Genomic DNA, 12,465 nt, shown 5'->3' with positions numbered 1-12,465 from the left:
CTCTAGCCCCCCATCCGGCTTTCAATCCGCTCGACCATCTGGGCGGGCACGCGGTCCTCACTAAGCTGGGCAAGAGTGCGGGCCTTGGCCTCGGCCGGCATGCGGGTGTTGCCCTCGACAAAAGCGACAAGGCGGGCTCGGCGTTCGGCGCTGAGTTCCAGCATCTCCGGCTCCGTTGCCATCGCCTGATCAGCGCGCAAAGGGCGGACCGAAATGCCTGCACCCAGCAAGGGCGAACGTGCCTCGACCACATCGCGGCCCACAAGGTCGGGGCTGCGCACCAGAATGTCATCACCCTGACGGCGCATCAGGCGAACCTTGATGGATTCCAGCCGATCATCTTCACCCAGGACCAGCACCGTGTTGTTGGCATCAATGGCCGACGCAGGCAGGCGCACCACATCTTCCAGCGGGGGTTCCTGCACCGAGACGGTCACGAAATCACCCGGCTTGAACCCGCGCGCGGTGTCGAGACGGGCAAAGATCAGACGCCCGGTCTGCATCTCACCCCCCGCACTGGCGCGGCTGATCACGCCACTGGCCGAAAGATCAATGCCCGCCACATCCAGCGTGACCGTGACCGGGGCCGGGGTCACCGCGCCGTCAGCATCCAGCAGCCGCGTATATTGCGCGGTCGAGACGCGGAATGCGACCTCAAGGGCCTGGGCATCGATCAACACGGCCAGCTTTTCATTGGCGGATGCGAGGCGACCGGCGACCACATCGGTCTCGCTCAACGTACCGTCAAAGGGTGCAATGAGCGTGGTGTCATTCAAGGCACGCTCGGCCTCGGACAATGCAATGCGGGCGCGTGCCAGCCGCGTGTTGCCCTGGTCAATGCGCGCAGCCGCCGCTGTCACGGATTGGCGGCGCGACAACACCGATTGACGCGCCGATGCGGCGGCCAGTTCGGCGGCTTCGACCGCTGCTGCGGTGCCCACACCCCGGTCAGCCAGATCGACTTGCCGCTCATAGGCGCGCTGTTGCAGGTCCGCCTGTTCCTGCGCCGCGGTCTCTTCGTCACGCGACAGGGCAAGCGTGCGTTCGGCATCGCGCAGCTCGGCTTCGGCATCCATCAGGTCTGCATCAGCGCGGTCAAGTGCGGCCTGGGCATCTGCCGGATTGATGCGCACAAGCACCTGCCCTTCACGCACGTCCCCTCCATCCTCAAAGCCCTCGGCCAGTTCAATCACCCGGCCTGATGCCGCTGCGCGCAATTCAAGGCGGCGGCGGCTTTCGATCTCTCCAAAGCTTTCCAAGACCGGGATAACGGTGTCGGGCGTAGCGCGCACAACGCCCACTGCAAACACCCGTTCACGCGCCGGAGGGGCCTTGGAGTCCTGTGTAAGCCGGGTCTGCAACGCCGCCCCCACGATCTGTCCGGCATAGACAAGCAACCCGAGGCTGAGCGCCACAAGCACCAGTCCGATCAGACTCTGCCTCAAAAATCGCATCTTTTCACGCCTTTAGCCCGCAGGATCGCAGCACACTATAAGGTAGACCACTGGCGCAGAATACCAAACAACAATACTGTTACGGGCACATACCCTATTTCCGTCGCTGATGTTCGTCGAGGCGCGGTAATATTTCGACAAAATTGCAGGGGCGGTGGCGATAATCGAGCTGGCGGCCCAGGATGTCGTCCCATGCGTCCTTGCACGCCCCCGGACTGCCGGGCAGCGCGAACAGATAGGTGCCGTTGCGCACGCCACCTGTGGCGCGGCTTTGCACCGCACTTGTGCCGATCTTTTGCATCGACACGATGGTAAAGACGGTGCCGAAGGCGTCGATCTCTTTTTCATAGACATCGCGGTGTGCCTCGACCGTCACATCCCGCCCCGTGAGGCCCGTGCCGCCGGTCGAAATCACCACGTCGATCTCAGGGTCATCACACCACATGCGCAACTGATCCGCGATCTGGGCGCGCTCATCAGGCAGGATCTTGCGATCCGCCAGCATGTGCCCGGCCTGCCCGATCCGGCCCACCAGCACATCACCCGAGCGGTCCTCGCTCAGATTGCGGGTATCGCTCACCGTGAGAACGGCAATCCGAATAGCAATGAAATCAAGGTCTTCGTCAATCCGGCTCATGTCCGCTCCAATACTGCCAAACGTACGGCCAGGGCCGCAAACACGCTGGCCGAAATCCAATCCAACACCCGGCTGCCGCGCGCAAGCTGTTGACCGATGCCACCTGCAAAGACGCCCACTGCGCCGTTGATCACGAACCCGCCCAAAGCCAGCATTGCGCCAAAGATCAGGAATTGGCCAAGGACCGGTCCGGCGGTCGGGTCCACGAATTGCGGCACAAAGGCCAGAACAAACAGGATCACTTTGGGGTTGGTGAGGTTTACGAATAACCCGGCGCGAAAGGCCCGGCGCGGCGTGGTCTCAGGCACATCCGCGCGCGCTGTATTGCGCAAGGTCTGCACCGCCAGCCACAGCAGATAGGCCACGCCAACCCACCGGATCACCTCAAACGCCCAAGGCAGTGTGGCCACAACCGCGCCAAGTCCCAGACCCGCAAGCGCAGTATGCACAAACGCGCCAAGCGAAATGCCCGCACTTGCCGCCAATGCGGCGCGCGGCCCTGACCGCACCCCCTGCCCCAGACAGAACATCATGTCCGCCCCCGGCGTCAGGTTCAGCGCGAGGCCCGCAGGCACGAAGGCCAGCAACAGGATGGGATCAACGATCACGCAACCGCGCCTTGAGGCTCAGCAGATCCGCCCACGCCTCGCGTTTGGCCGCCGGATTACGCAGCAGGTAAGCGGGGTGAAACATCGGGATCGCGGGCCTGCCCGAGGCCTCGGTCCAGTCGCCCCGCAGCCGGGTGATCCCCCGCTCGCCCAGCAAGGCCTGACAGGAATGATTGCCCACAATCATCAGCACATCCGGATTTGCAAGCGCGATATGGCGGTGCAGGAAGGGCTGCATCATCGCAATCTCTTCGGGTTTGGGGTCCCGGTTCTGGGGCGGACGCCATGGCAGCACATTGGTGATGTAAACCGAGCTTTCGCGGCTCAGATCGATGGCGGCCAGCATTTTGTCCAGCAACTGCCCGGCGCGGCCCACGAATGGACGCCCCTCGCGGTCCTCATCACGGCCCGGAGCCTCACCGACAATCATCACGCGCGCACCGGGGGTGCCATCCGAAAACACCAGATTGCGCGCGCCCAGCTTCAACTCGCAATGCTCATAGGTGGCAAGGGCTGCGCGCAAGCCATCCAGATCCTGCGCCGCATCCGCCGCCGCCTGGGCCGCGGCGACCGGATCAGGGCCCTCAACGACCGCCGGGGCCACCAAAGGCGCAACAACCGGGGTGGCCGGTTTCGGCACTGCCGCAGGCACATCATAGCGGTCCAAGGGTGCGTCGGCGATGCACTCGTCCACGCCCAGCTCAATCTGCCAGGACAGGGCCGCCAACGCGCTATGATATTCAGCCGATTCCATGCCCTCAGCCTATCCCGTGCAAACAGAAACCAAAATGCCTCTTCATTGTTCAGATAAATATGCAAATCCGACCGCTTGCCGCGCCCACCCCGCACCGCCTATAAGCGCGCCAGACGCGCCAAAGGATCACCATGACCTTCACCCATCGCCACCTTCTGGGCATCGAACACCTGCGCCAGGACGAGATCACGACACTGCTTGATCTGGCCGAAGACTATGTGACCCTGAACCGTGCAACGCAAAAGCATGGCGACGCACTGGCCGGACTGACCCAGATCAACATGTTCTTTGAAAACTCGACCCGCACGCAGGCCAGTTTCGAGCTGGCCGGCAAGCGCCTTGGGGCGGACGTGATGAACATGGCCATGCAGGCCAGTTCGATCACCAAGGGCGAGACCCTGATCGACACAGCCATGACGCTGAACGCGATGCACCCCGACCTGCTGGTGGTGCGCCATCCCCATTCCGGCGCAGTCGATCTGCTGGCGCAGAAGGTCAACTGTGCCGTGCTGAACGCGGGCGACGGGCGGCACGAACATCCGACCCAAGCGTTACTTGATGCGCTCACCATCCGGCGTGCCAAAGGGCGGCTGCATCGGCTCAACATCGCGATCTGCGGCGACATTGCGCATTCGCGCGTTGCGCGCTCCAACATCATCCTTCTGGGCAAGATGGAGAACCGGATCCGCCTGATCGCGCCGCCCACGCTGATGCCGTCGGGGATTTCCGAGTTCGGTGTGGAAGTGTTCGATGACATGGCCGAGGGCCTCAAGGACGTCGATGTGGTGATGATGCTGCGCCTGCAACGCGAGCGGATGGATGGCGGGTTCATCCCGTCAAGCCGCGAATATTATCACCGCTACGGGCTGGACGCGGCCAAGCTGGCCTATGCCAAGCCCGACGCCATCGTGATGCATCCCGGCCCGATGAACCGGGGTGTCGAGATCGACGGCACATTGGCCGACGACATCAACCGCTCCGTCATTCAGGATCAGGTGGAAATGGGCGTGGCCGTGCGCATGGCGGCGATGGATTTGCTGGCCCGCAACCAGCGCGCGCTGCAAGGGGGGGCGGCATGACACCCATCACCATCCCCGCGCATGAAGTCGGTGTGATCCGGGTCTTCGCCCTGTCGATGACAGATACGGAGGCTCACGCCCTCAAGGACAATCCGGGCACGATCAACACGGCCCTCGGGGCCGATGTCGACGCCGAACAGGTCGAAATCTTTCCACTCTCGGACCTCGAAGGGGTCGGCCTCGCCGGATACCTGATCGAAGGCAATGCCGTTCCCCAGGATCAGATCGCGCCCGACCGCGCCAAGATCGACCGCTTGGGCGGGTGGGTCCTGATCGTCTTTTCCCGCGCCTTTGGGGGCACCGCCACCACGCTGACGCCCGATCCTGCGCTGACACTGATCGGCACCTATGGCGAGGTCCGCACGGACTGGAGCGTGACCGAAACGGTCACCTCAGAGGCAGCCAAGCCCTACTCCGCCCCGCAAGGCACGACAAAAAAGAAACCATCGGATGCCGCCATGTCAGGCCGCATCGCGACCGTTGTGCTGATCCTGTTGGGTCTGTTCACATGGGCCATGATTTGGATCGCCGGATGATTGACACGCTTTTCACCAATGCCAAGCTGGTCGACCCCGAAGGTGGCACTGTCATCACCGGGGCGCTCGGCGTCACGGACGGCAGGATTTCGGCTATTATCACGGACGATACGCCCCACCCACAGGCCAGAGAGACTGTGGACTGCGACAGGAAACACTTGGCCCCCGGCCTTGTCGATCTGGGCGTGAAAGTCTGCGAACCGGGCGAGCGGCACAAGGAAAGCTTTGGTTCAGCCGGGCTTGCTGCCGCCGCGGGCGGCGTCACCACGATGGTCACACGTCCTGACACGGACCCCGCCATCGACAACCCCGAAACGCTGGAATTCGTGATCCGCCGCGCACGCGAAGCAGCGCCCGTCAACGTGTTGCCCATGGCCGCACTGACCAAAGGGCGACAGGGGCGCGAAATGACAGAGATCGGCTTTCTGCTTGATGCAGGGGCCGTCGCCTTTACCGATTGCGACAACGTGGTGAGCGACACCAAGGTGTTCGGGCGCGCGCTTTCCTACGCGCGCTCGCTTGGCGCGCTGGTGCTGGGGCATCCTCAGGATCCGGGCCTCTCGGCGGGGGCTGCGGCCACATCCGGCAAATTCGCGAGCCTGCGCGGCCTGCCGGCCGTCTCGCCCATGGCCGAACGCATGGGTCTGGACCGCGACATCGCGATGATCGAGCTGACCGGCGCGCGCTATCACGCCGACCAGATCACGACTGCCCGCGCCCTGCCCCCGCTGGAACGCGCCAAACAAAACGGGTTCGACATCACCGCAGGCACGTCCATCCACCACCTCACGCTTAATGCGCTGGACGTGGCCGACTACCGCACCTTCTTCAAAATCAAACCGCCCCTGCGGGACGAGGACGACCGGCTTGCCATGGCCGAAGCCGTCCACAGCGGATTGATCGACGTGATATCATCGATGCACACACCGCAGGATGAGGAAAGCAAGCGCCTGCCCTTTGAGGCCGCCGCGTCGGGCGCGGTTGCGCTGGAAACCCTATTGCCCGCCGCCATGCGCCTGTTTCACAGCGATCATGTTGATCTGCCGACGCTCTGGCGGGCCATGTCGCTGAACCCGGCCAAACGGTTGGATCTGCCCTGTGGGCGGCTCGCCATCGGGGCCCCTGCGGATCTGGTGCTGTTTGACCCTCACGCACCCTTTGTGATGGATCGTGCCACACTCCAGTCGAAATCGCGCAACACGCCCTTTGATGGGGCGCGGATGCAGGGTAAAGTGTTGCACACCTTCGTCGCCGGTCACTCTGTCTATAAGAGAGCCTAAATGCCTTACTTCGATTCTTCTGCGGTCACCCTGATCCTGTGGGCGGTGATTGGTTATGGCTTGGGGTCGATCCCCTTTGGCATGGTGCTGGCCCGGGTGATGAACCTTGGCAACTTGCGCGACATCGGGTCCGGAAATATCGGGGCCACAAACGTCCTGCGCACGGGCAACAAGACCGCCGCCGCACTGACGCTGGTGCTGGATGCGGCCAAAGGGGCTGTGGCCCTGTTGCTGGCGCGGGCCATGACGGGGGTCGAGGATGCCGCCCAAATCGCCGGGTTGGCCGCAATGCTTGGCCACTGCTATCCGGTCTGGCTGGCGTTCAAGGGGGGCAAAGGGGTTGCAACCTTCCTCGGTCTGCTTCTGGCGCTGCATTGGCCCATCGGGGTTGGTGCCTGTCTGGCATGGCTGGTGGGCGCAGCCCTGAGCCGAATGTCGTCGATGGGCGCGCTTGTCGCGGCGGCCTCATCTACCTTCCTTATGATGTCTCTGGGCAGGCCCGATGCAATCATCATGGGCATCCTTTTGACCCTGCTGATCTTTCTACGCCACCGGGCCAATATCGCACGCATCCGCGCCGGGACCGAGCCCAGGATCGGTTCAAAATCCAACTGAGCGGCTTTGCACAACGGCTTGCAGCCCTGCCGCACGGCACCTTCACCGCCACCGCATATGGGCGGCGCTATGTGGTCACAAAATCCAGCTTTGCGGGCGGAAAATCCATTAAATTGGTCGCAGAGGAACTGGGCGGGCCGGACTATATCAGCCTCAACTGGTACGATCTGGCATCCGGTGCACAGCTCAGGCCCTGCGAAATGTCTGATCAAAAGGTGCGCGCCTTCGTAGACGCGGCGCGACCTGACCTCTAGGGTGGCGAACATGACAGATATCAACCTGCCCCTCATCCTGCTGGCCGCCTTGTTGGCTGGCGCAAGTCCCGGCCCGGCCACGCTCACGATTGCGGGCACCTCCATGGCGTCGGGACGGCGGGCGGGGTTGGCCGTCGCATCAGGTGTGACCACAGGGTCGTTCATGTGGTCCGTGTCAGCGGCCTTTGGGCTTGGAGCGATCATGCTGGCCAATGCGTGGCTGTTCGAGATTGTGCGCTATGCGGGGGCCGCCTATCTCGGCTGGCTGGCCATCAAATCCGCACGCGCGGCCTGGGCGGGTGCCTCACTGAAAGTGCCCGACGTCAGCCAAAAGTCGATCCGGGGCCACTATGCCAAGGGGCTGGGGCTGCATCTGACGAATCCCAAGGCGATCCTGTTCTTTGGCGCGCTTTATTCGGTCGGGGTGCCGCCCGGCGCGCCGGTCTCGGCACTTGTCACCGTCATTCTGGCCGTGGGCGCGCTTAGCTTTACGGTCTTTCACGGCTACGCGTTTATCTTTTCATCCGGGCCAATGATCCGGGCTTATGCGCGCGCCAAACGCATGTTCGAGGCCGCCTTCGCGATCTTTTTCGGGGCCGCCGCCCTGCGTATCCTGACGGCCAAGTTGGCCTAGTAGGAATAGTCCGTAAACACCCGCGTCACGTCGCCGTTCCAGTCGGAGTTATAGCGGTCGATCAACTCGTCCGCGGGCACTTTGCCCGTATCGATACTTTCCTGAAGCGCGTTCAGGAAATGTGTTTCATCCGGGACCAGACCACCGGCACCACTGCGCGCCCGCGCCACCAGCCCGGCCCGCGAAATCTCGACCGCCTGACGGGCCAGATCGTGCATCCGCACCCCGTTCACCTCGGCCTGAAGCCCTTGTTCAGAGGCCGCGACACGCAACCCTTCGCGCGTTTCTGCGTCAAACCCTTTGACCAGATCCCATGCTGCATCCAGCGCGTTCTGATCATACATCAAGCCGACCCAGAACGCTGGCAGCGCACACAAACGCCGCCACGGGTTGCCATCCGCCCCACGCATTTCGATGAATTTCTTGACACGTGCCTCGGGAAAGGCGGTCGTCATGTGATCGGCCCAATCGCTGAGCGTCGGCGTCTCGCCCGGCAATGCGGGCAGCTTTCCGGCCATGAAATCGCGGAACGACATACCCAACGCGTCGATATATTTGCCGTCGCGGTAGACAAAATACATCGGCACATCGAGCGCATATTGCACCCATGCCTCGAACCCGAACCCGTCCTCGAAGATGAAGGGCACCATGCCGGTGCGGTCCGGGTCAAGGTCGCGCCAGACACGGGACCGCCACGACTTGTGGCCGTTTAGTTTGCCCTCAAAGAACGGAGAGTTTGCAAATAAGGCGACGGCCACGGGCTGCAACGCCACGGCGACGCGCATCTTTTGGACCATGTCCGCTTCGGAGGCAAAATCAAGGTTCACCTGCACCGTGCAGGTGCGCCGCATCATCGTGCGCCCCATCGTGCCGACCTTGCCCATATAGGCATCCATCAGCTTGTAGCGGCCCTTGGGCATCAGCGGCATTTCTTCGTGCGTCCAATGGGGCGCGGCCCCCAGACCGATAAAACCCACTCCGATTTCATTGGCTACCTCGGTGACTTCGGCCAGATGCTGGTTGGTCTCGTCGCAGGTCTCGTGGATCGTCTCGAGCGGGGCACCAGCCAGTTCCAGCGCGCCACCGGGTTCAAGCGAGATGTTGCACCTCCCCTTTTCAAGTCCGGTCAGCTTGCCACCCTCGCGCACTTCGCTCCAGCCGTGGCGATCCCGCAGACCACCCAAAACGGCCTCGACCGAACGTGCGCCCTCGAACGGCAGCGGTTTCAGCGTGTCCTGACAATAGCCGAATTTCTCGTGCTCTGTCCCGATGCGCCATGCGCCCTTGGGTTTGCACCCTTCAGCCATATATTCGGCCAACTGGTCGTGATGCTCGATCGGTCCGCCGCCGGACTGGGGAATAGACATGGACTGGGCGCTCCCGAATGGCCGCAAGTTTGAGGTCTAGGGATGGGGCGATTTGGCGGGGGTGTCAATGCGCGCAGGGTCTGCACCAATTCACGGGCCAGTGCGCGCAGATGCGCATGGGTTCGCCCCCCGCTCAACTCGGGCTTGCGCAGTCAGGCACGGCCCGCAGGCTTCATCTGCGCAAGCGTGGGTGCGGCGCGTTCCCAGATCAGCACAGGCTTGGAGGGTCCATCGCGCAATTGGGCCAGCATCCGTTCGGTTTTCAGCCCCGGCAAAGCCGCGAACGCATCAAAAAGCGCATCCGCTCCTTCGGCATCCACCGGGATCATCACGGGCGGGTGGCCAAGTTGTTCCAATCGCCAGTGCGCAGGACGCTGCGCGCCGTCCAGCATGAGGCGCTGCATCTCGCGCATCGCGATGGCACCGCCCGACAGTGGCCCAAAGTAGGTGACCTGACCTTCGTCCACCTGCACGGTACCAAGCCCACCCCCGGCCCCGCGAAAGCGGCCCCGTTGCAGGCCGACCATGATCAACGCGCCTGCCCCGACCAGCAGAACGGGCGCGATGAAGCCCAGCAATCCGCCGGGCCCGGCCAACCACCACAAGGCGAGAACAGCCAGTGCGACGCCCACCAGCACTTCGCGCCAGCGCCAGATTTGGGCGGTTGCTTCGGGTCGAAAGAACATCACGCTTCCTTTCAGATGGTGACCGGGTTGGCGTACATCACAATGCGATAATCCCCGATCCGTGTGAAGCCGATCGCTTCGTAAGCTCTGGCTGCCGCTGCGTTGGCAGCGAACAGGATGGCGCGGCTCATGCCCGCGTCCCGTGCCTCTTGCAAGTGGCCTGCCACCACATGACGGCCATAACCGCGCGCGCGCAAAGCGGGTGGCACAAACACGCCCCCAACCTGCACCATATCACTGACTTTGGCATTGATGGCCGTCATTGCAACCGGGCGATCTTCGACCTTGAGAAGACGTGTCCCCGCGGTTTCAACGGCACGTGTCGCCCGCTCCTGTGCCTCGGCATCCGTGAAGGCGGTGCCGGTCTCGCGCCCATAGGCTGCGAACCAGCCCGCCAGCAGCGTGTGATCCGCCGGGGTGGGCGGGTGCACCACAACACGTGGTACTGCCAGGTCACCAAGCGCGAGCGTGTAGAGCGGTTCGTTATCGTCAAGCGCGGGCACCCTCTGTTCGAGGCCAAGCGCCGTCAACATCGCCGCAACCTGATGCGGCACCCCCGTCAGTCCCATAACGGCCCGCCCGGCCCACATGTGTTGCAATATCGGAATTTCCGGCACGGGATTTGGCATCTGTACCAGCACATAGCCCGCCCGGGTGATCCCGAAGACCGCTTTGATCCCCTCGGCATCTTGTGCGATCACGAAATCTGTCGCGGCCCGCGCCGTGCTGTCCCCAATCCCATGCGCAGCCAGATTTGACCGCAGGAACATCGAGGTTTCGGCATGCCCGGACAGGAACCGCTCTATCGCCGCTGCATCATCGCGGCCTGCACGGCGTAAGGCGCAGGTGTCCTGCGCCATCCTCACCAATCCCCCAAGCGTTGCTGCCAGACGGTCAAAGCAGCCACAGCGGCCGTATCGGCGCGCAAGATCCGCGGCCCGAGGGCGACGGCATGCGCCTGATCAAGGCTTTGCAGCCGGGCGCGTTCCTTGTCCGAAAACCCGCCTTCGGGGCCGATCAGCACCGCCCACGGTCCCGCCACGTCCGGCAAGGCCGGCGCGCCGCCGACCTCTGCCTCGTCGCAAAACATCACCTGCCGGTCGCCCAGATCCGCCAAAGCGCGATCCAGCCGCACCATTTCAGCCACCTCGGGCACGAAGGTGCCGCCGCATTGCTCGGCGGCCTCGACCGCATGGGCTTGCAACCGGTCGCGTTGCACCCGGCCCGCATTGGTAAACTCGGTCTGCACAGGCACAATGCGGCGCACGCCCATCTCGGCGGCCTTTTCCACGATGAAGTCGGTGCGGGCCTTCTTGATGGGGGCGAACATCAACCACAGATCGGGCGGAATAACCAAGGGGCGGCGCGCCGCGACGCAGGCCAGAACCCCGCCGCGCTTGCCCGCCTCGGCGACCTCGGCCAGCCATTCGCCATCGACCCCGTTGAACAGCAACACAGGCGCGCCCAAAGCCAAACGCATGACCCCAAACAGATAATGCGCCTGGTCCCGCGACAGGACGACGGATTGCCCCTGCCCCAAAGGGTGCTCTACATAAAGGCGGATCTTGGCTTCACTCATGGACCCTGCATATGACCAACACCGAACCAGCACCAGATGGGCATGTCGCAGATGCGGTAAAAGGCAATTGGGTGGACGCTATTGCACCAGCCGTGACGCGACCCTATCTGCGGCTGAGCCGGGCGGATCGGCCCATCGGCACATGGTTGCTTCTGATCCCGTGTCTCTGGGGGCTAAGCCTTGCAATGCTGCACGACCAGAGTGCCACGTGGTTCGACGCATGGATCGCGATAGGCTGCGGGATCGGCGCGTTCCTGATGCGGGGCGCAGGGTGCACATGGAATGATATTTCGGACCGGGACTTTGACGGGCAGGTCGAGCGGACCCGCTCGCGGCCCATTCCCTCGGGACAGGTCAGCGTCAAAGGCGCTGTGATCTGGATGTGCGCGCAGGCTTTGATCGCGTTTGGCATCCTGCTGACGTTCAACACAAACGCAATCCTGCTTGGGGTTCTCGCGCTGGTCCCCGTGGCGATCTATCCGTTTGCCAAGCGGTTCACGTGGTGGCCGCAGGTCTTTTTGGGGCTTGCCTTCAACTGGGGCGCGCTTTTGGCGTGGACCGCCCATACCGGGCAGCTTGAAGCCCCGGCGGTCGTGCTCTACCTCGCCGGGATCGCATGGACGTTGTTTTACGACACGATCTATGCGCATCAGGACACCGAGGACGACGCGCTGATCGGGATCAAATCGACCGCCCGGCTGTTCGGGACGGATACCGCCAAATGGCTGCGGCGGTTCCTGATGAGCACCGTCGGGTTGATGGGGATCGCCGTGATCTTTGCAGCCCTTGATGAGGCGTCAATCCTCGCCATGGTCCTCGCACTCGGGGGGCCTTGGGCGATGGGCTGGCACATGGCATGGCAGCTGCGCGGGCTTGACATCGAAGACCCGGGCAAATGCCTGCAACTGTTCCGGGCCAACCGAGACACTGGCATAATCCCGCTGTTGTTTTTTTGCGCTGCCCTTATGGCATGATTGAAACA

At 63.2% G+C, this 12,465-nt stretch carries 15 protein-coding genes; 7 read left to right on the top strand and 8 right to left on the bottom strand.

Going from position 1 to position 12,465, the window contains the following annotated elements; all coding sequences use genetic code 11:
* Window positions 1-2: 2 nt before the first annotated feature.
* The 4 genes from Q0859_RS13415 to Q0859_RS13400 form a co-directional block, all read right to left on the bottom strand.
* Complete coding sequence (locus Q0859_RS13415; protein ID WP_299151943.1) at window positions 3-1,454, bottom strand: HlyD family efflux transporter periplasmic adaptor subunit; 1,452 nt, start codon at window positions 1,452-1,454, stop codon at window positions 3-5.
* Between the two features lie 94 nt (window positions 1,455-1,548).
* Window positions 1,549-2,091 carry a molybdenum cofactor biosynthesis protein B gene (moaB, locus tag Q0859_RS13410; RefSeq protein ID WP_299151942.1) on the bottom strand — a complete coding sequence of 181 codons (543 nt, stop codon included), beginning with the start codon at window positions 2,089-2,091 and terminating at the stop codon, window positions 1,549-1,551.
* The gene (locus Q0859_RS13405; RefSeq protein ID WP_299152126.1) at window positions 2,088-2,696 is read right to left on the bottom strand and encodes a LysE family translocator; all 609 of its coding nucleotides are present in this window, start codon (window positions 2,694-2,696) and stop codon (window positions 2,088-2,090) included. Before Q0859_RS13405 ends, moaB begins: the two co-directional genes overlap by 4 nt.
* Window positions 2,689-3,453: a uracil-DNA glycosylase gene (locus Q0859_RS13400; RefSeq protein ID WP_299151940.1), complete on the bottom strand. Its 765-nt coding sequence runs from the start codon at window positions 3,451-3,453 to the stop codon at window positions 2,689-2,691. The genes Q0859_RS13405 and Q0859_RS13400 overlap by 8 nt, the downstream gene beginning before the upstream one ends.
* Before the next feature lie 131 nt (window positions 3,454-3,584).
* Between Q0859_RS13400 and Q0859_RS13395 the strand changes: the two genes are divergently transcribed.
* The 6 genes from Q0859_RS13395 to Q0859_RS13370 are packed head-to-tail and all read left to right on the top strand — an operon-like array spanning window position 3,585 to window position 7,851.
* Entirely contained in the window at window positions 3,585-4,532 is a 948-nt protein-coding gene (locus Q0859_RS13395) for an aspartate carbamoyltransferase catalytic subunit (protein ID WP_299151939.1), read from the top strand.
* Window positions 4,529-5,068, top strand: coding sequence for a hypothetical protein (locus Q0859_RS13390; protein WP_299151938.1), 540 nt, complete (start codon window positions 4,529-4,531; stop codon window positions 5,066-5,068). The genes Q0859_RS13395 and Q0859_RS13390 overlap by 4 nt, the downstream gene beginning before the upstream one ends.
* Window positions 5,065-6,348, top strand: coding sequence for a dihydroorotase (pyrC, locus tag Q0859_RS13385; protein ID WP_299151937.1), 1,284 nt, complete (start codon window positions 5,065-5,067; stop codon window positions 6,346-6,348). The genes Q0859_RS13390 and pyrC overlap by 4 nt, the downstream gene beginning before the upstream one ends.
* Window positions 6,349-6,963 (top strand): glycerol-3-phosphate 1-O-acyltransferase PlsY, encoded by a 615-nt coding sequence (plsY, locus tag Q0859_RS13380; RefSeq protein ID WP_299151936.1) that lies wholly within the window; start codon window positions 6,349-6,351, stop codon window positions 6,961-6,963.
* Window positions 6,964-6,989: 26 nt separating this feature from the next.
* Window positions 6,990-7,217 (top strand): hypothetical protein, encoded by a 228-nt coding sequence (locus Q0859_RS13375; RefSeq protein WP_299152125.1) that lies wholly within the window; start codon window positions 6,990-6,992, stop codon window positions 7,215-7,217.
* Window positions 7,218-7,227: 10 nt separating this feature from the next.
* A complete protein-coding gene (locus Q0859_RS13370) occupies window positions 7,228-7,851 on the top strand; it encodes a LysE family transporter (RefSeq protein WP_299151935.1) in 624 nt (207 codons plus the stop codon).
* Here Q0859_RS13370 and Q0859_RS13365 read toward each other — a convergent pair.
* The 4 genes from Q0859_RS13365 to Q0859_RS13350 form a co-directional block, all read right to left on the bottom strand.
* Entirely contained in the window at window positions 7,848-9,218 is a 1,371-nt protein-coding gene (locus Q0859_RS13365) for a glutamate--cysteine ligase (protein ID WP_299151933.1), read from the bottom strand. The two genes, Q0859_RS13370 and Q0859_RS13365, sit on opposite strands and share 4 nt — an antisense overlap.
* Window positions 9,219-9,370: 152 nt before the next feature.
* Entirely contained in the window at window positions 9,371-9,907 is a 537-nt protein-coding gene (locus Q0859_RS13360) for a hypothetical protein (RefSeq protein ID WP_299151931.1), read from the bottom strand.
* Window positions 9,908-9,915: 8 nt separating this feature from the next.
* A complete protein-coding gene (locus tag Q0859_RS13355; protein ID WP_299151928.1) occupies window positions 9,916-10,764 on the bottom strand; it encodes a GNAT family N-acetyltransferase in 849 nt (282 codons plus the stop codon).
* 2 nt (window positions 10,765-10,766) lie between these two features.
* Window positions 10,767-11,483: a 16S rRNA (uracil(1498)-N(3))-methyltransferase gene (locus Q0859_RS13350; RefSeq protein WP_299151925.1), complete on the bottom strand. Its 717-nt coding sequence runs from the start codon at window positions 11,481-11,483 to the stop codon at window positions 10,767-10,769.
* 11 nt (window positions 11,484-11,494) lie between these two features.
* On the opposite strand from Q0859_RS13350, the gene ubiA reads away from it, so the two are divergent.
* Window positions 11,495-12,457: a 4-hydroxybenzoate octaprenyltransferase gene (gene ubiA / locus Q0859_RS13345; protein WP_299151922.1), complete on the top strand. Its 963-nt coding sequence runs from the start codon at window positions 11,495-11,497 to the stop codon at window positions 12,455-12,457.
* The last annotated feature ends 8 nt before the right edge of the window (window positions 12,458-12,465 follow it).

The organism is uncultured Tateyamaria sp., assembly GCF_947497045.1.
Lineage (GTDB): Bacteria > Pseudomonadota > Alphaproteobacteria > Rhodobacterales > Rhodobacteraceae > Tateyamaria.
This window is presented reverse-complemented; position numbering and strand designations above follow the sequence as displayed.